The sequence below is a fragment of the Streptomyces sp. NBC_01214 genome, from assembly GCF_026340975.1.
Lineage (GTDB): Bacteria > Actinomycetota > Actinomycetes > Streptomycetales > Streptomycetaceae > Streptomyces.
Map to the genome: position 1 here is coordinate 2607249 of NZ_JAPEOS010000001.1, position 16459 is coordinate 2623707.

The following is a 16459-nucleotide window of genomic DNA, read 5'->3' on the forward strand; positions in this document are numbered from 1 at the left end:
GCCGACACATCGTGCCGGGTCCGGCGGATTGTGTTGCCGCTGGGCGGTGACACGCCATAGAGTCGCCAACCGTCGGCATGGTGCCACGCTGACCTATCGATAAGTGTCCTGGTCACGTCCGAGGAGGTAAGACGACTTGTGAATGAGTCGACATTTGCTCCTGGGGGTGGTCGAGCAGGGATGCCTGAGCGGGGCCAGGGCCCTACCGGGCTCGAAGCCGTCGGCTCCGTCGCAGTACGCACCTTCGCAAACCACCAGCACATGACGACGCCCCAAAAGAGCATGGACGGCCTAGACGTGAACTCCAGGGCCGGCGACCTGAGCGGCGAAAAGCCCGTGGGTTTCGCCGACTACGACAATGTGCCCGAGGGGCACTTCTACGACCCCGACGCGGAGTACGAACCGGACCCCGAGTACGCGGCCACCCTCGCCCCCGACGCTGCCCGTCAGCGCCGTGAGCGGATCGGCCCGACCGGACGCCCGCTCCCGTACTTCCCGATCCCGGGTCCGCTGACCGACCACGGTCCGGCGAAGATCATCGCGATGTGCAACCAGAAGGGCGGCGTGGGCAAGACCACGTCGACCATCAACCTGGGTGCCGCGCTCGCCGAGTACGGGCGCCGCGTGCTGCTCGTCGACTTCGACCCGCAGGGCGCGCTGTCCGTGGGCCTCGGCGTGAACCCGATGGAACTCGACCTGACGGTCTACAACCTGCTCATGGAGCGGGGCATGTCGGCCGACGAGGTGCTGCTCAAGACGGCGGTCCCCAACATGGACCTGCTGCCGAGCAACATCGACCTGTCCGCTGCCGAGGTGCAGTTGGTCAGCGAGGTCGCGCGCGAGTCGACCTTGCAGCGGGCCCTGAAGCCCCTGATGGCCGACTACGACTACATCGTGATCGACTGTCAGCCCTCGCTCGGTCTGCTGACCGTGAACGCCCTGACGGCGGCTCACAAGGTCATCGTCCCGCTGGAGTGCGAGTTCTTCGCGCTGCGCGGCGTGGCACTGCTGACCGAGACCATCGAGAAGGTGCAGGAGCGGCTCAACCCCGAGCTGGAGCTCGACGGCATCCTCGCCACGATGTACGACTCCCGTACGGTGCACAGCCGTGAGGTGCTGGCGCGCGTCGTCGAGGCCTTCGACGACCACGTCTACCACACGGTCATCGGCCGCACGGTGCGCTTCCCGGAGACCACGGTCGCCGGTGAGCCGATCACGACGTACGCGTCCAACTCCGTCGGCGCCGCCGCCTACCGCCAGCTGGCCAGGGAGGTGCTCGCCCGGTGTCACGCCGAGTGAGTCTGCCCGGAGCCGACGAACTGTTCCGTACGACCGGGGGGATGGCGCTCCAGCCGTCCTCGCCGCGGCGCGGGGGCGAGGAGACGCCCGCCGCAGAACACTCGGCCGCTTCGGCCGAGGGCACGGCGAGCGAGGGCCGTGGCCGGGAGGCCGCGGACACCGGCGGGCCCGTCGTGGGGCAGCCCAGGCGACCGCAGGAAGGTTCTGTCGGACCGGCCGGCGCCGTGGGGTCCGCCCCGGCCGGTGCGGGCCGCCGGGGCAAGGGGCAGGGCCGGGGCGCGAACCGGCGCCCCAGCGGCCGCGAGCGCCACGACGAGAAGATCACGGTCTACGTCTCCGCCGAGGAGCTCATGGACCTGGAACACGCGCGGCTGGTGCTGCGCGGGGAGCACGGGCTGGCGGTGGACCGGGGCCGCATCGTCCGCGAGGCGGTCGCGGTCGTCCTCGCCGACCTGGAGTCCCGCGGCGACGCGAGCATCCTCGTACGGCGCCTGCGCGGCCGCTGACCGCCCCGCGGGCCCGCTCTGCTGGCGCCCCGGTGCCGTCCGGACCGCCGGCGCGTCGCCGCTCGGCCCGCGGTGCGCCGTCCCGGAGCCGGGCCCGGCGGCCGTCCGCCCGGTGACCGGCCTCCGGACGATCCGCGACCCGGTCCCCGGGAACCCCGCCCCGTCGCGGGGAAGCCGTCCGCACGGGGCTCCGTACGGGCGGGGAGCGCCGGTCCGGCGGTGCGGCGCCGTGCCGGGCGGTGATCCGCCGGGGAGCGCGGGGGAGCCCGTAGGCTGCTGGTGGCCGCGGCCACGGCGCCCGGCCCTCCACGCCGCCCCCATGCACCTCCTGGACATCGATGCCCCTCCCCGCCGAATCCGGCCGACCGACCCGGCGCGTCCTGGGGCGCGGCCCCGGTGCCCCCGACGCGGCCCGGCAACCGGACGGGCACGACGCAGGAGCGGGGCCCGAAGCCCCTGAGGCGCCCGCTGCGCGCCCCGCGCCGACGGCGGGCGGTACCGAGCCGGAACGTTCCCCCGGGCCGGCAGACGGGCAGCAGCAGCCGCCTGGGTCCCACCCGGCCCCGGACGCCGGGGCGGCCGTCGGCCCGGACACCGCGCCCCCCGCGGGTGGCGACGGCCGGTTCACCCTGCGGCTCGCCAACTTCGAGGGCCCCTTCGACCTGCTGCTCCAGCTGATCTCGCGGCACAAGCTCGACGTCACCGAGGTCGCGCTGTCCAAGGTCACCGACGAGTTCATGGCGCACATCCGCGCCATGGGGCCCGACTGGGACCTCGACCAGACCACCGAGTTCCTCGTCGTCGCCGCCACCCTCCTCGACCTGAAGGCCGCCCGGCTGCTGCCGGTCGCCGAGGTCGAGGACGAGGCCGACCTCGCCCTGCTGGAGGCCCGGGACCTGCTCTTCGCGCGCCTGCTCCAGTACCGCGCGTACAAGCAGATCGCCGAGATCTTCGAGCGGCGCGCGGAGGCCGAGGGCAGGCGGTACCCGCGGACGGTCGGGCTGGAGCCGCACCACGCGGACCTGCTGCCCGAGGTCGTCATCAGCATCGGGCCGGAGGGGTTCGCCCGGCTGGCCGTGAAGGCCATGCAGCCCCGGGCCAAGCCCCAGGTGTACGTGGACCACATCCACGCCCCCCTGGTCAGCGTGCGCGAGCAGGCCGGGCTGGTGGTGCGGATGCTGAAGGCGCGCGGGGAGGCCACCTTCCAGGAGCTCACCGAGGACGCCGGGGACACCCTCACCGTCGTCGCGCGCTTCCTGGCCCTGCTGGAGCTCTACCGGGAGAAGGCGGTCGTCCTCGACCAGGAGGAGGCGCTGGCGACCCTCACCGTGCGCTGGAGCGGCGGGGACGGCGACGGCATGCCGACCGTGACCGACGAGTTCGACCAGATCGTGGAGGCGAAGGAGTGAACGGCGACGTGAGCGCGGTGGCCGCGCTGGAGCTCAAGCCGGCCCTCGAGGCCGTGCTCATGGTCGTGGACGAGCCGGCCACCGAGGCCCACCTGGCCAAGGTGCTGGAACGCACCCCGCGCGAGGTCGGGCAGGCGCTGCGGGAGCTCGCCGACGAGTACACGGCCGCGCGCCGGGGCTTCGAGCTGCGGCTGGTCGCCGGCGGCTGGCGGTTCTACACCCGGGCCGCGTACGCGCCGGCCGTGGAGGGCTTCGTACTGGACGGCCAGCAGGCCCGGCTCACCCAGGCGGCCCTGGAGACCCTGGCGGTCGTCGCGTACCGGCAGCCGGTGAGCCGATCGCGGGTCTCCGCGGTCCGCGGAGTCAACTGCGACGGGGTCATGCGGACCCTCCTCCAGCGCGGTCTGGTGGAGGAGGCGGGGACGGAACCCGAAACAGGTGCGATCCTGTACAGGACGACGAACTACTTTCTGGAGCGGATGGGCCTGCGCGGCCTGGACGAGCTCCCGGAGCTCGCGCCCTTCCTCCCCGAGGCGGACGCGATCGAAGCCGAGACGCAAGAAGGTGTGCCGTCGTTCGATCCGGACGCACCGGACACCGATGAAGACGACAAGACGACGGAACTTTGATGCGAAGCAGCGGCAACGGCAACGGTGGCGGCAACAGGAACAGCGGCGGCGGAGGCGGCGGCGGGCGCGGTAACTCCCGCGGCGGCTCCTCCAGCGGCGGCGGAGGTTACCGCGGGAGCGGCTCCGGCGGCGGCAGCGGCTCCGGCGGCTCCCGTGGCGGCAGCTCCGGCGGCGGCTACCGGGGCGGCAGCTCCGGCGGCTCCCGCGGCGGCTACCAGGGCGGTGGCTCCCGCGGCGGCAGCTCGGGCGGCGGCTACCAGGGCGGTGGCGGTTACCAGGGCGGCTCCGACTCGCGCGACCGCGACCAGCCGGCCCCCCGCATCCGCAACCCGCGTCCCGAGGAGCGCCGCTACGACGTCGGCCCCGAGGGCGAGCGCAGCGGACGCAGCGGCCCCAACGCGGGCGGCGGCGGTGCCCGCGGCGCTTCGGCGCGCGGCGGCGCCAAGGGCGGTCCCCGGACCTCCAAGACCCCCGGCATCGGCGGCGCCGGCGGCCCGCGCAGCGGCCCCGGCAGCCGGAGCGGCCAGTCCCGCCCGCGCGAGCTGGACGCGCGGATCGAGGAGCGCGTGCGCGACCGGTACGCCGACAAGCCCGTGATCAAGACCCCGAAGACCTTCCCGGGCGCCGAGGCGGAGGGTGAGCGCCTGCAGAAGGTGCTCGCCCGCGCCGGCATGGGTTCGCGCCGCGCCTGCGAGGAGCTCATCGAGCAGGCCCGCGTCGAGGTCAACGGCGAGATCGTGCTGGAGCAGGGCAAGCGCGTCCTGCCGAAGGACGAGATCAAGGTGGACGGCCTGACGGTCGCCACCCAGTCGTACCTGTTCTTCGCGCTGAACAAGCCCGCCGGTGTCGTCTCCACCATGGAGGACCCGGACGGCCGTCAGTGCCTCGGTGACTACGTCACCAACCGCGAGACCCGTCTCTTCCACGTCGGCCGGCTCGACACCGAGACCGAGGGCATCATCCTGCTCACCAACCACGGTGAGCTGGCCCACCGCCTCACGCACCCGAAGTACGGCGTGAAGAAGACGTACGTGGCGGCCATCACCGGCCCGCTGCCGCGCGAGATCGGCAAGCGGCTCAAGGACGGCATCGAGCTGGAGGACGGCTACGCCCGCGCCGACCACTTCCGCGTCGTCGACCAGGTCGGCAAGAACTACCTGGTCGAGGTCACCCTCCACGAGGGCCGCAAGCACATCGTCCGCCGCATGATGGCGGAGGCCGGCTTCCCGGTCGAGAAGCTCGTCCGGACCTCCTTCGGTCCGATCGAGCTGGGCGACCAGAAGTCCGGCTGGCTGCGCCGCCTGACCAACACCGAGGTCGGCATGCTGATGCGCGAGGTCGGTCTCTAGCACGCAGGCTGGTCGCCGCGCAGGCGGCCGGCCCGATCGCAGAAAACCCGCGGTGCCCCAGGGCGCCGCGGGTTTTCTGCTTGTCGGGGACCCGCGTCACTGTTTATAGTCAGTCTGACCATTAAGTAGTCGGAGGGGGTCGTCATGAGTTGGAGCATGAGCTGGACCGAGGTGCTCGGTTTCGCCACCGGCGCCCTGTGCGTCTGGCTGGTCGCCCGGCAGCACGTGGCCAACTGGCCGATCGGGATCGCCAACAACGTCTTCTTCATCGTGCTCTTCGCCCAGGCCGGCCTCTACGCCGACGCCGGGCTCCAGATCGTCTTCATCGCCCTCGCCGCCTACGGCTGGTGGTCCTGGACCCACGGGGGTGGACCAAGATCCGCCGAGGCCCTGCCGGTGCGCCGCACCACGCGCACCGAATGGGTCGGGCTCGCCGCGGCGGGGGCGGTGGGGGTGCTCGCGCTCACCCTGCTGCTGGGCCGGGCCACCGACTCCACCGTCCCCTTCTGGGACGCGCTGACCACCGGGCTCTCGCTCGTCGCCACGTACGGGCAGTGCCGCAAGCTCGTGGAGTCCTGGTGGCTGTGGATCGCCGCCGACCTCGTCTACATCCCGCTCTACGCCCACAAGGGCCTCTACCTGACCTCCGCGCTCTACGCGGGCTTCCTCGCCCTGTGCGTGGTCGGACTCCTCGGCTGGCGGCGCACCCTGCCCGTGCGGCAGGCCCGTACGGCGGCGGAGGCGACGGCATGAGGCGCCACGGGCACGGCCTGGTCCTCGGCAAGTTCTACCCGCCGCACGCCGGGCACCACCACCTCGTGCGCACCGCCCAGGACCAGTGCGAGCGGCTGACCGTGCTGGTGTGCGCGGCCTCGGTGGAGTCGGTCCCGCTCGCCGACCGGGTCGCCTGGATGCGCGAGGCGCACCCCGGGGCCGAGGTCGTCGGCGCGGTGGACGACATCCCGGTCGACCTCCACGACCCGGAGATCTGGGAGGCGCACATGGCCGTCTTCCGCGGCGCGGTCCCCGGGCGGGTGGACGCCGTGTTCACCTCGGAGGAGTACGGGAGCGAGCTCGCCCGGCGGTTCGGCGCCGAGGAGGTCCTCGTGGACCGGGAACGGACGCTCTTCCCGGTGTCCGGAACGGCGGTGCGCAGGGACCCGGCCGGCTCCTGGGAGTTCCTCGGGCCGGCCGTCCGGGCCGCCCTGACCCGGCGGGTCGTCGTGCTCGGCGCGGAGTCCACCGGGACCACCACGCTGTCGCGGGCCCTGGCGGACCACTACCGGCGGCGCGGCGGGGTATGGGCCAAGACGGGCTGGGTCCCCGAGTACGGGCGCCGGTACAGCGAGGAGAAGCTGGCGGCGGCCCGCGCCGCCGACCCGGCCGCCTCCTGGGCGGACGTCTCCTTCACCTCGCAGGAGTTCCCGGTCATCGCGCGCCACCAGGACGCGGACGAGGAGCACGCGGCCCGGCTCGGCTCCCCGGTGCTGTTCTGCGACACCGACTCCTTCGCGACCGGGATCTGGCACGAGCGGTACATGGGCGGCCGCAACGCGGAGGTCGAGCGGATCGCCGACCTCACCCGGCGGGACCTGTACCTGCTCACCGACCACGCCGACGTGCCCTTCGAGGACGACGGACTGCGGGACGGGGAGCACCTGCGGCCCTGGATGACCGAGCGGTTCCGGGCGGAACTGGAGCGCACCGGGAGACGTTTCCTCGTCGTGCGCGGGGACCGGGCGGCCCGGCTGGAGGCGGCCGTCCGCGCCGTGGACGCGCTGCTGGCCGAGGGCTGGCACTTCACCGACCCCCTTCCGGAGAACCGATGACCGCCGGCTATGACCCGTACGCCTTCGAGCCGTTCGCGGTGACCGTCGACCTGGCCGTCTTCACCGTGCGCGGCGGAGCCCTGCACGTCCTGCTGATCCGGCGTGGTCAGGAACCGTACGCCGGGGCCTGGGCGCTGCCCGGCGGGTTCGTCCTGCCGCGGGAGTCCGCCGAGACCGCCGCCCGGCGCGAACTGGCCGAGGAGACCGGCCTGCCGGAGACGCTCGTGGCCGAACTCCACCTGGAGCAGCTGCGCACGTACAGCGAACCGGACCGCGACCCCCGGATGCGGGTGGTCTCGGTGGCCTTCACCGCCCTCGTCCCGGACCTGCCGGAGCCGGCGGCCGAGGGCGGCGGGGATGCGGCGCACGCCCGCTGGACCGCGCTGCACGAGGTCTCGGAACTGGCCTTCGACCACGCGGTGATCCTGGCGGACGCACGCGAGCGGATCGGTGCCAAGCTGGAGTACACCTGCCTGGCCACCGGCTTCTGCCCGCCCGAATTCACCCTCGGCGAGCTCCAGTCCGTCTACGAAACCGTCTGGAACACCCACCTCGACCGCCCCAACTTCCGCCGCAAGGTCCTGGCGACGCCGGGATTCGTCGAGGCCGTACCGGGCGCCGCCCGGCTGACCGGCGGCCGCGGCAAACCGGCCGCCCTCTACCGGCCCGGTCCGGCGACCACCCTCCACCCTCCGCTGCTGCGACCGGAAGGATCCACCCGATGACCAAGCGAGCCGCGACCGGCGCCATGATCGGCCTGGCTCTGGGCGACGCCCTCGGCTTCCCGACCGAGTTCAACGACGTGCCCTCGATCCTGGCCAAGACGGGCCCCTGGCGCGAGATGGGCCTGCCGCGCCCGGCGATCGTCACGGACGACACCCAGATGACCCTCGCCCTGGCCCGCGGCATGCGCACGGCCGCCGAGCGCGGCCCGGTGGGCCCGCTGCGCCTGACCCGGCCGGTCCGCGAGGAGTTCGTCGACTGGTACCACTCCCCGGAGAACAACCGGGCCCCGGGCCGCACCTGCATGACGGCCTGCCGGCTGCTGGACGCCCCGGACCGGGACTGGCGCGACGCCAGCCAGATCGGCTCCAAGGGCTGCGGCGCCAACATGCGGGTGGTCCCGGTCGGGCTGGTGCCCGACTGGACCGAGGAGGAGCGGGCGGGCGCCGCGCAGCTCCAGTCGGCCCTCACCCACGGGCACCCGACGGCGCTCGCCGCCTCCGACCTGACCGCCCGGGCCGTGTACCTGCTGGCCGAGGGCACCGAGGTGACCGGGCTCGTCGGGCGGCTGCGCTCGTACGCCCTGGAGAACCGCACCCGCTACCACGAGCGCTGGCTGGGCGACCTGTGGATGCGGACCGCTTCCGACGCCTCCCCGGAGTCCTTCATCGCCCGGGGCTGGGACGAGTGCCTGGCCGTGCTGGACCGGCTCGCGGCCGCCCTGCGGTCCCCGTCCCCGGAGACCGACCCGTGCCTGGCCACGGGCGACGGCTGGATAGCCGAGGAGGCCCTCGCCACCGCCCTGCACTGCTTCCTGCTCTTCCCCGACGAGCCGCTGACCGCGCTGCGCCGGGCCGCCTGCACGCGCGGCGACTCCGACTCCATCGCCTGCCTCGCGGGCGCCTTCGCCGGAGCCCACCTCGGCGCGGACGTCTGGCCCCGCGAGTGGGAGGGCCGCATCGAGTACCGGGACGAACTCCTGGCCTTCGGCACCCTCTGGGACGCTTGATCCATGTTGGACGCACTGAGCATCGACCTGACCCCCGTCGTGGCGGAGCAGCCCGACCCGCTGCTCTTCGCCACGGTCTCCGGCGCGCACCTGTACGGCTTCCCGTCCCGGGACTCCGACATCGACCTGCGCGGCGCCCACCTGCTCCCGGCGCAGGCCCTGCTGGGCCTGCGCGAGCCGGAGGAGACCCGGACCCGCATGTGGGACCGGGACGACGTGGAGATGGACCTCGTCACGCACGACCTACGCAAGTTCGTCCGCCTGATGCTGAACCGCAACGGCTACGTCCTGGAGCAGCTGCTCTCCCCGCTCGTGGTCCACACGACGGCGGCGCACGACGAACTGATCGCACTGGCCCCGGGCGTGCTGACCTCCCACCACGCCCACCACTACCGGGGGTTCGCGGGCACCCAGTGGCGGCTCTTCGAGAAGTCCGTCGAACTCAAACCGCTGCTCTACGCGTTCCGGGCGCTGCTCACCGGCATCCACCTCATGCGGTCGGCCGAGGTGCAGGCGCACCTGCCGACCCTGCTGGCCGAGGTGCCGGAGGCGCCCCCGTACCTCGCCGCCCTCATCGAGGCCAAGGTGGCCGCCGAGCACGGGGGCTACGAGGGCCCGCCGGTTGGCGGCGTGCGCGAGGACTTCGAGGCGCTGCACACCGTGCTGGACGCGGCGCAGGCCGCTTCCGCGCTGCCCGAGCAGGCGACGGCGTTCGACGCGCTCGACGCGTTCGTCGTGCGGCGGCGCGTGCTACGCGGCTGACGCGCGGCGGGTGCGGACCAGGAAGTCCTGCACCCGGGCGTGGTCCGGCTCCGCCGGCAGCACGGTCGAGGCCAGGGCGCTCTCCGTCTCCTCCTGGAGGCGGGTCATCCAGGCGTCGAGCTCCTCCCAGGTGAGCTCGCCGCGGCGGACCGCGAGCAGGCGGTCGCGGTGCGGGCCGGCGTCGATGGTCAGCCGGCCGGTGCGCAGCAGGTCACGGCAGGACAGCAGCAGGCGCAGCAGGTGCATGGCGTGCTTCCAGCGTGGGGCGCCGTGGACCCTGACGTCGGCGAGGAGCTTGCCGCGCTGGGAGGCCGCGTACCGGCTGAAGCTGGTGTGGGCCCGGCGGGAGAGGAAGGCCCCGCGGAGGGAGAGCAGTTCCTCGCCGACCGGGGTGACCTCTTCCACCAGGGGGGAGTGCAGGCACTCCAGGATGTTCGGGTTGGCCCGCAGGGCTAGTTCGCAGAAGCGCTCCAGCTCCCAGGAGAACTCCTCGTCCCGCGGGCCCTCCACGTGGGTGGGGGGCTTCTCGAACCGCCAGAACAGCGGCGTCGGGGCGAGGTAGACACCGCGCAGGTCGGTGTCGCTCGCCCCCGTCGCCAGTCCGAACGCCCGGGAGCCCATCACACATCGGTAGACGGTGTGGTCCCGTACCAGCGTCAGATCGTCCATCTGGGGAGCTTAGGCGTCTGACCTGCCGCTATGCGAGCGAGATATTGCCGTCCGCCGCGACCTTGATCTTCTTCTCCGCCAGCCCCTTGGTGGCCGGGCCCTTGGTCACCGCGCCGTCGGCGACCGCGAACTTGCTGTTGTGGCACGGGCAGTCGATGCTGCCGTCCGCCACCTTGTTGACCAGGCAGCCCTGGTGGGGGCAGACCGCCGTGAAGCATTTGAAGGTGCCGGCCTTGGGCTGGGTGACCACGACCTTCTCCTCCTTGAAGACCTTGCCGCCGCCCACCGGAATGTCCGCCTTCTTGGTGAGGGCCTTGTCGGCCGCGGCGCCCGTGTCCGCCGAGGTGGCGGGAGCCGGGGCGGCGGGCTCCGCGGGCTGGGCGGGCACCTCGTTCGGTTCCCCCGGGGAGGCCTTTTCACCGCCGCTGCTGCCACAGGCGGTGATCGCGCCGCCGGCCAGGGCGGCCGCGCCGATCGTCAGTACCGTGCGCCGGGCGGTGTGCGTGAGGTCGCTCATGAGTCTCTCCTCGCTTCGTGGCCGGATGGCGTCAGCATCCTGGCCTGCGGCGGGCCTCGGGTGAAGCCTGCCGCGCCGGTTCATCGGCCCGGTTCCCATGGGGCCAGTGAGGCAGGGCTGCCGGGTGTGCGTACGACCTCCCACACGTGGATCACGGCTTCCCGGTTCAGCGGGCCGTGAACATGCGGGTATCGGCCGCCGGAATCACTCTCCCGGCGGACCTCGGCGGTCAGCACGCCCTCGTCGAGCTCCACCGCGAGCAGGATCCCGGGTACCGACCGGTAGTGCGCGTCGACGATCGCGAGTGCCGTGGGGCGGTCCGCGGAACAGTGGACGAACCCCTCGGCCTCCAGCGAGGGCGGGGCGTACGGGAGCTCGGGGGAGGCGGCCCAGTCGGCGAGCGGGACGATGTGGAAGATCATGCGGATGGTTCTACCGCAGGGGGCGCGGACGTGTGCGCCAGGTGGCGGCATGGTCCGCCATCGGTGACATTGTCCGTGTCTCGAAGCCGGGTGCGCCGCTGTCCGCGCGCCCCGGTCCCTCTGCGAAAGGCATGACGATGGCGGGTAACGACCTCGGCTCCCTTCTCGGCGGTCTCCTGGGCGGGAGCGGCGGTCAAGGCGGGAGCGCCGGCGGGGGCGCCGGCGGCGCCCCCGCAACGTCCTCGGTGCGCTGCTCGGCGCCCTCATGGGCGGGGCCGGCGGTTCCCAGGCCGGCGGGAGCAACCCGCTCGGCGGACTGCTGGACATGCTGACCAAGTCGGGCCTCGCCGACCAGGCCCAGTCCTGGATCGGCACCGGCGACAACCAGTCGGTCAGCGGCGCCCAGATCGCCGAGGCGCTGCCCGACGAGGCCCTCCAGAAGGCGGCCGCGCAGGCCGGCGTCAGCCCGCAGTAGGCCGCCGACCAGATCGCGCAGGCGCTGCCGACGGCCGTCGACAAGCTGAGCCCGGAAGGACAGCTTCCGACCGGTTCGCTGGAGGAGATCATCCGGGCGCAGAAATTCTGACCCACCGCGAGCGCCGTACGAGGGCCCGGCCGCCGTCCCACGGGATGGGCGGTCGGGCCCTCGTACCGCAGGTGCTGGATACCCTGGCCGGACAGTCCGTCAGCTCGTCTTTTCGTCCCCCGGGAGTACCTCGTGAGAACCGCCGTCGTCATCGGAACCGGACTGATCGGCACCTCCGCGGCGCTCGCCCTGTCCGCCCGGGGGATCACCGTCCACCTCGCCGACCACGACCCGGACCGGGCCCGTACGGCGGCCGCCCTCGGGGCCGGCACCGACGAGGCCCCGAAGGAGCAGGTCGACCTCGCGATCGTCGCCGTACCGCCGGCCCACGTGGCCGCGACCCTGGCCGACCTGATCGGGCGCGGGGTCGCGCGCGCCTACGTGGACGTGGCCAGCGTCAAGGGCGGACCGCGGCGGGAGCTGGCCGCGCTCGGCGTGGACGTCACCGCGTACATCGGGACGCACCCGATGGCCGGCAAGGAGCAGTCGGGGCCGCTCGCCGCCACCGCGGACCTCTTCGAGGGCCGCCCGTGGGTGCTGACCCCCACCCGGGACACCGACCACGAGGTGCTCAACCTCGCGCTGGAGCTGGTGGCCCTGTCCCGGGCCGTACCGGTGGTGATGGACGCCGACGCCCACGACCGCGCGGTGGCGCTCGTCTCGCACACCCCCCAGCTGGTCTCCAGCATGGTCGCGGCCCGGCTGGAGGAGGCCGACGAGACCGCAGTCCGGCTGTGCGGGCAGGGCATCCGCGACGTGACCCGGATCGCGGCCTCCGACCCGCGGATGTGGGTGGAGATCCTGTCGGCCAACCCGGGACCGGTGGCCGACGTCCTCGCCGGGATCGCCGCCGACCTGGAGGAGACCGTGGAGGCACTGCGGGGCCTGCAGTCCGCCGACGTGGAGAAGCGGCGCGGCGGCGCCGCGGGCATCGAGGACGTGCTGCGCCGCGGGAACGCGGGCCGGGTCCGGGTGCCGGGCAAGCACGGCGCGGCGCCCACGGTCTACGAGACGGTGGCCGTGCTCATCAGCGACCAGCCCGGCGAGCTGGCACGGATCTTCGCCGACGCCGGGCGGGCCGGGGTCAACATCGAGGACGTACGGATCGAGCACGCGACGGGTCAGCAGGCCGGCCTCGTCCAGCTCATGGTGGAGCCGCGGGCGGTGGCCGGCCTGACCGCCGAGCTGCGCGAGCGGGGCTGGGCGCTGCGGCAGCAGTAGCGGGGCGGCCGGGCGGCGGGCGGGGGCGTGCCCCACGGGGCCCGCCGGCCCCCGGACGATACGGCGGGGACGGGGGCCGCCCGGGGCCGGTAACCTTGGGCAGGGGCGCTTTGCCGCGCCCGGACACGTACGCGCAACCAGGAAGGTGCCCGCACCGTGGAAACCGCAGCTCCGTCCGCCGTGATCGTCGCCATCGACGGTCCCTCCGGCACGGGCAAGTCCAGCACCTCCAAGGCCGTGGCCGCCAAGCTCGGGCTGCGCTACCTGGACACCGGCGCCCAGTACCGGGCCATCACCTGGTGGATGATCACCAACGGCGTCGACACCGACGACCCGCAGGCCATCGCGATCGCCGCCGGCAAGCCCACCATCGTGTCCGGCACCGACCCGGCCGCCCCCACCATCACGGTGGACGGCCTCGACGCAGCCGGTCCCATCCGGACCCAGGAGGTCACCTCGAAGGTCAGCGCCGTCAGCGCCGTCCCCGAGGTGCGCACCCTGATCACCGACCTGCAGCGCTCCATCGCCGCCGAGGCGGCCCAGGAGGCCGACGGGATCGTCGTCGAGGGCCGGGACATCGGCACCACCGTCCTGCCCGACGCCGACCTGAAGATCTTCCTGACCGCTTCCGCCGAGGCGCGCGCCGCCCGGCGCAGCGGCGAGCTCCGCGGCAAGGAGGCCACCGACCTCGCGGCCACCAAGGAAGCGCTGATCAAGCGCGACGCGGCCGACTCCGGTCGCAAGACCTCCCCGCTGGCCAAGGCCGACGACGCCGTCGAGGTGGACACCACCGAACTCACGCTCGACCAGGTGATCGAGTGCGTCGTGACGCTGGTGGAAGAGAAGCGGGCGGGCCGCAAGTGAGCCAAGCGCCCTCCCTCAAGGGTGCGGCGGTCGGCAGGCGCATCGGCATCGGGCTCATGTACGGGCTCTGGAAGCCGCGCGTACTGGGGGCCTGGAAGGTGCCCGCCTCGGGCCCCGTCATCCTCGCCGTGAACCACTCGCACAACATCGACGGCCCCATGGTCATGGGCACCGCGCCCAGACCGCTGCACTTCCTGATCAAGAAGGAAGCGTACGTGGGCCCGCTCGGCCCCTTCCTCGAAGGGATCGGGCAGGTCAAGGTCGACCGCGGCGGCCCCGACCGGACGGCGATAGGCCGCGCTTTCGGCGTGCTCGACAATGGAGGGGCCCTGGGGATATTTCCCGAGGGCACCCGGGGCGAGGGCGACTTCGCCTCGCTGCGCGCGGGCCTCGCGTACTTCGCGGTCCGCAGCGGCGCCCCCATCGTCCCCGTGGCCGTCCTGGGCAGCGGAGACACCCCGGGGCGGGTCGTCAAGGGCCTGCCGGCCCTGGGGAGCCGGGTCGACGTCGTCTTCGGCTCGGCCTTCGACGCGGGTGACGGCAGTGGCCGCCGTACCCGTACCGCGCTGGACGAGGCCACCGTACGCATCCAGGACCGGCTGACCGCCCACCTGGCCGACGCCAAGCGCCTCACCGGGCGCTGAGCGAGACTTGAAACCAGTAGTGGAACCGCGCTGCGCGGGTACCACCGATCACCACGAACGACGAGGAACGGACTTCATGAACGACCAGCACGACCACGGAGCACTTGGCGATGCCGAGTACGCGGAGTTCATGGAGCTCGCCGCGGAAGAGGGCTTCGACCTCGAAGAGGTCGAAGGCGCGATCGAGGAGGCCGGTCACGGCCCGCTCCCCGTCCTCGCCGTCGTCGGCCGCCCGAACGTCGGCAAGTCGACCCTGGTGAACCGGATCATCGGCCGCCGCGAGGCGGTCGTCGAGGACAAGCCCGGCGTCACCCGCGACCGCGTCACGTACGAGGCCGAATGGGCCGGCCGCCGCTTCAAGGTCGTCGACACCGGCGGCTGGGAGCAGGACGTCCTCGGCATCGACGCCTCCGTCGCCGCCCAGGCCGAGTACGCCATCGAGGCCGCCGACGCGGTCGTCTTCGTCGTCGACGCCAAGGTCGGCGCCACCGACACCGACGAGGCCGTCGTCCGGCTGCTGCGCAAGGCGGGCAAGCCCGTCGTGCTCTGCGCCAACAAGGTCGACGGCCAGAGCGGCGAGTCCGACGCGGCCTCCCTGTGGTCGCTCGGCCTCGGCATGCCGCACCCGGTCTCCTCGCTGCACGGCCGCGGCACCGGTGACATGCTCGACGCCGTCCTGGAGGCCCTGCCCGAGGCCCCCGAGCAGACCTTCGGCGGCGCCGCCCCCGGCGGCCCGCGCCGCATCGCGCTGATCGGTCGCCCGAACGTCGGCAAGTCCTCGCTGCTCAACAAGGTGGCGAAGGAGGACCGCGTCGTCGTCAACGAGCTGGCCGGCACCACCCGCGACCCGGTCGACGAGCTGATCGAACTCGGTGGCATCACCTGGAAGTTCGTCGACACCGCCGGTATCCGCAAGAAGGTCCACCTGCAGCAGGGTGCCGACTACTACGCCTCCCTGCGCACGGCCGCCGCCGTCGAGAAGGCGGAGGTCGCGGTGATCCTGATCGACACCACCGAGACCATCAGCGTCCAGGACCAGCGCATCATCACGATGGCCGTCGAGGCGGGCCGCGCGATCGTGATCGCGTACAACAAGTGGGACGAGCTCGACGAGGAGCGCCGCTACTACCTCGAGCGCGAGATCGAGACCGAGATGCAGCAGGTCGCCTGGGCGCCCCGGGTGAACGTCTCGGCGCTCACCGGCCGCCACATGGAGAAGCTGGTCCCGGCGATCGAGACGGCGCTGGCGGGCTGGGAGACGCGCGTCCCCACCGGCCGGCTGAACGCCTTCCTCGGTGAGGTCGTCGCCGCCCACCCGCACCCGATCCGCGGCGGCAAGCAGCCCCGCATCCTGTTCGGTACCCAGGCGGGCAGCAAGCCGCCGCGGTTCGTCCTCTTCGCCTCCGGCTTCCTGGAGCACGGCTACCGGCGCTTCATCGAGCGCCGCCTGCGCGAGGAGTTCGGCTTCGAAGGCACCCCGATCCACATCTCGGTGCGGGTGCGCGAGAAGCGCGGCGCCCAGTACAAGAAGAAGAAGTAGGACCGGGCGGGGACTCCGGCGGACTCAGCGGGGTCAGTAGCCCCGGCGCGGAGCGGGCGGCAGGGCCGCCGGGATGTGTGCCATCCCGGTATGGTGCTGCCGCCCGTCGGCGTATCCGGGGCTGCCCGCGTACGAGTACGCCGGCAGCGGCTGCGGGGTGTACGAGGGCTGCCAGCCGTCGACGCGCTGCCACGCGGAGCCGTTCCAACCGCTGCCGTACGAGGTGCCGCTCGTGTACGAGCCCCCGTAGGCGAAGGCCGTGAACCCGTGGTCCTCCTCGCCCGTACGGTCGCCCGGCAGCGCCCGGAAGGCGCGCAGGTACTCCGAATACAGCGTGTCGTAGATCGGGGTGTGCGAGACGGCCGGAGGGGTGTCCCGGTCCCGTGCGGGACGCATCGCGGGGACGGTGCTCGGATAGGACGGGGCGCGGGAGGAGTCGTATGCATGCACGTATCAGCCAACGAAACCGGCGCGTTGCGGA

The 16459-nt window shown here is 73.0% G+C and carries 18 protein-coding genes and 1 pseudogene; 15 read left to right on the forward strand and 4 right to left on the reverse strand.

Going from position 1 to position 16459, the window contains the following annotated elements; translation table 11 throughout:
- The first annotated feature begins 180 nt into the window (after positions 1 to 180).
- The 10 genes and pseudogenes from OG594_RS12480 (at position 181) to OG594_RS12525 (ending at position 9515) form a co-directional block, all read left to right on the forward strand.
- Positions 181 to 1299, forward strand: coding sequence for a ParA family protein (locus tag OG594_RS12480; RefSeq protein ID WP_078626630.1), 1119 nt, complete (start codon positions 181 to 183; stop codon positions 1297 to 1299).
- Positions 1284 to 1805 carry a hypothetical protein gene (locus OG594_RS12485; RefSeq protein WP_266598145.1) on the forward strand — a complete coding sequence of 174 codons (522 nt, stop codon included), beginning with the start codon at positions 1284 to 1286 and terminating at the stop codon, positions 1803 to 1805. Before OG594_RS12480 ends, OG594_RS12485 begins: the two co-directional genes overlap by 16 nt.
- Before the next feature lie 338 nt (positions 1806 to 2143).
- On the forward strand, positions 2144 to 3214 hold the full coding sequence (locus OG594_RS12490; RefSeq protein WP_266598147.1) for a ScpA family protein: 1071 nt from the start codon (positions 2144 to 2146) through the stop codon (positions 3212 to 3214).
- Positions 3211 to 3843, forward strand: a complete 633-nt coding sequence (gene scpB, locus OG594_RS12495; protein ID WP_266598149.1) for an SMC-Scp complex subunit ScpB — start codon at positions 3211 to 3213, stop codon at positions 3841 to 3843. The genes OG594_RS12490 and scpB overlap by 4 nt, the downstream gene beginning before the upstream one ends.
- On the forward strand, positions 3843 to 5192 hold the full coding sequence (locus OG594_RS12500) for a pseudouridine synthase (RefSeq protein ID WP_266598151.1): 1350 nt from the start codon (positions 3843 to 3845) through the stop codon (positions 5190 to 5192). The genes scpB and OG594_RS12500 overlap by 1 nt, the downstream gene beginning before the upstream one ends.
- Positions 5193 to 5348: 156 nt before the next feature.
- Positions 5349 to 5945: pseudogene (gene pnuC, locus OG594_RS12505) on the forward strand (nicotinamide riboside transporter PnuC); the annotation flags it as partial.
- The gene (locus tag OG594_RS12510) at positions 5942 to 7021 is read left to right on the forward strand and encodes an AAA family ATPase (RefSeq protein WP_266598159.1); all 1080 of its coding nucleotides are present in this window, start codon (positions 5942 to 5944) and stop codon (positions 7019 to 7021) included. The pseudogene pnuC and the gene OG594_RS12510, both read left to right, overlap by 4 nt.
- Positions 7018 to 7746, forward strand: coding sequence for an NUDIX domain-containing protein (locus tag OG594_RS12515; RefSeq protein ID WP_266598161.1), 729 nt, complete (start codon positions 7018 to 7020; stop codon positions 7744 to 7746). Before OG594_RS12510 ends, OG594_RS12515 begins: the two co-directional genes overlap by 4 nt.
- Positions 7743 to 8753: an ADP-ribosylglycohydrolase family protein gene (locus OG594_RS12520; protein ID WP_266598163.1), complete on the forward strand. Its 1011-nt coding sequence runs from the start codon at positions 7743 to 7745 to the stop codon at positions 8751 to 8753. Before OG594_RS12515 ends, OG594_RS12520 begins: the two co-directional genes overlap by 4 nt.
- A 3-nt stretch (positions 8754 to 8756) precedes the next feature.
- On the forward strand, positions 8757 to 9515 hold the full coding sequence (locus OG594_RS12525) for a nucleotidyltransferase domain-containing protein (protein WP_266598165.1): 759 nt from the start codon (positions 8757 to 8759) through the stop codon (positions 9513 to 9515).
- Here OG594_RS12525 and OG594_RS12530 read toward each other — a convergent pair.
- The 3 genes from OG594_RS12530 to OG594_RS12540 all read right to left on the reverse strand — a co-directional run bounded on the left by OG594_RS12530 (position 9504) and on the right by OG594_RS12540 (position 11123).
- A complete protein-coding gene (locus OG594_RS12530; protein ID WP_266598167.1) occupies positions 9504 to 10184 on the reverse strand; it encodes a nucleotidyltransferase domain-containing protein in 681 nt (226 codons plus the stop codon). The two genes, OG594_RS12525 and OG594_RS12530, sit on opposite strands and share 12 nt — an antisense overlap.
- 28 nt (positions 10185 to 10212) lie before the next feature.
- Complete coding sequence (locus OG594_RS12535) at positions 10213 to 10701, reverse strand: Rieske (2Fe-2S) protein (protein WP_266598169.1); 489 nt, start codon at positions 10699 to 10701, stop codon at positions 10213 to 10215.
- Positions 10702 to 10781: 80 nt separating this feature from the next.
- Positions 10782 to 11123 (reverse strand): DUF952 domain-containing protein, encoded by a 342-nt coding sequence (locus tag OG594_RS12540; RefSeq protein WP_266598171.1) that lies wholly within the window; start codon positions 11121 to 11123, stop codon positions 10782 to 10784.
- A gap of 265 nt (positions 11124 to 11388) precedes the next feature.
- Between OG594_RS12540 and OG594_RS12545 the strand changes: the two genes are divergently transcribed.
- The 5 genes from OG594_RS12545 (at position 11389) to der (ending at position 15978) form a co-directional block, all read left to right on the forward strand.
- Positions 11389 to 11598 (forward strand): YidB family protein, encoded by a 210-nt coding sequence (locus OG594_RS12545; protein ID WP_266598173.1) that lies wholly within the window; start codon positions 11389 to 11391, stop codon positions 11596 to 11598.
- Positions 11599 to 11841: 243 nt separating this feature from the next.
- Complete coding sequence (locus OG594_RS12550; RefSeq protein WP_266598175.1) at positions 11842 to 12930, forward strand: prephenate dehydrogenase; 1089 nt, start codon at positions 11842 to 11844, stop codon at positions 12928 to 12930.
- A 156-nt stretch (positions 12931 to 13086) separates the two neighbouring features.
- The gene (gene cmk / locus OG594_RS12555; RefSeq protein WP_266598177.1) at positions 13087 to 13794 is read left to right on the forward strand and encodes a (d)CMP kinase; all 708 of its coding nucleotides are present in this window, start codon (positions 13087 to 13089) and stop codon (positions 13792 to 13794) included.
- Positions 13791 to 14438 carry a 1-acyl-sn-glycerol-3-phosphate acyltransferase gene (locus tag OG594_RS12560; protein ID WP_266598179.1) on the forward strand — a complete coding sequence of 216 codons (648 nt, stop codon included), beginning with the start codon at positions 13791 to 13793 and terminating at the stop codon, positions 14436 to 14438. The genes cmk and OG594_RS12560 overlap by 4 nt, the downstream gene beginning before the upstream one ends.
- Before the next feature lie 76 nt (positions 14439 to 14514).
- Positions 14515 to 15978 (forward strand): ribosome biogenesis GTPase Der, encoded by a 1464-nt coding sequence (gene der, locus OG594_RS12565; RefSeq protein ID WP_266598181.1) that lies wholly within the window; start codon positions 14515 to 14517, stop codon positions 15976 to 15978.
- A gap of 33 nt (positions 15979 to 16011) precedes the next feature.
- Here der and OG594_RS12570 read toward each other — a convergent pair whose 3' ends face one another.
- Positions 16012 to 16374 carry a hypothetical protein gene (locus OG594_RS12570; RefSeq protein WP_323185204.1) on the reverse strand — a complete coding sequence of 121 codons (363 nt, stop codon included), beginning with the start codon at positions 16372 to 16374 and terminating at the stop codon, positions 16012 to 16014.
- Positions 16375 to 16459: the final 85 nt, after the last annotated feature.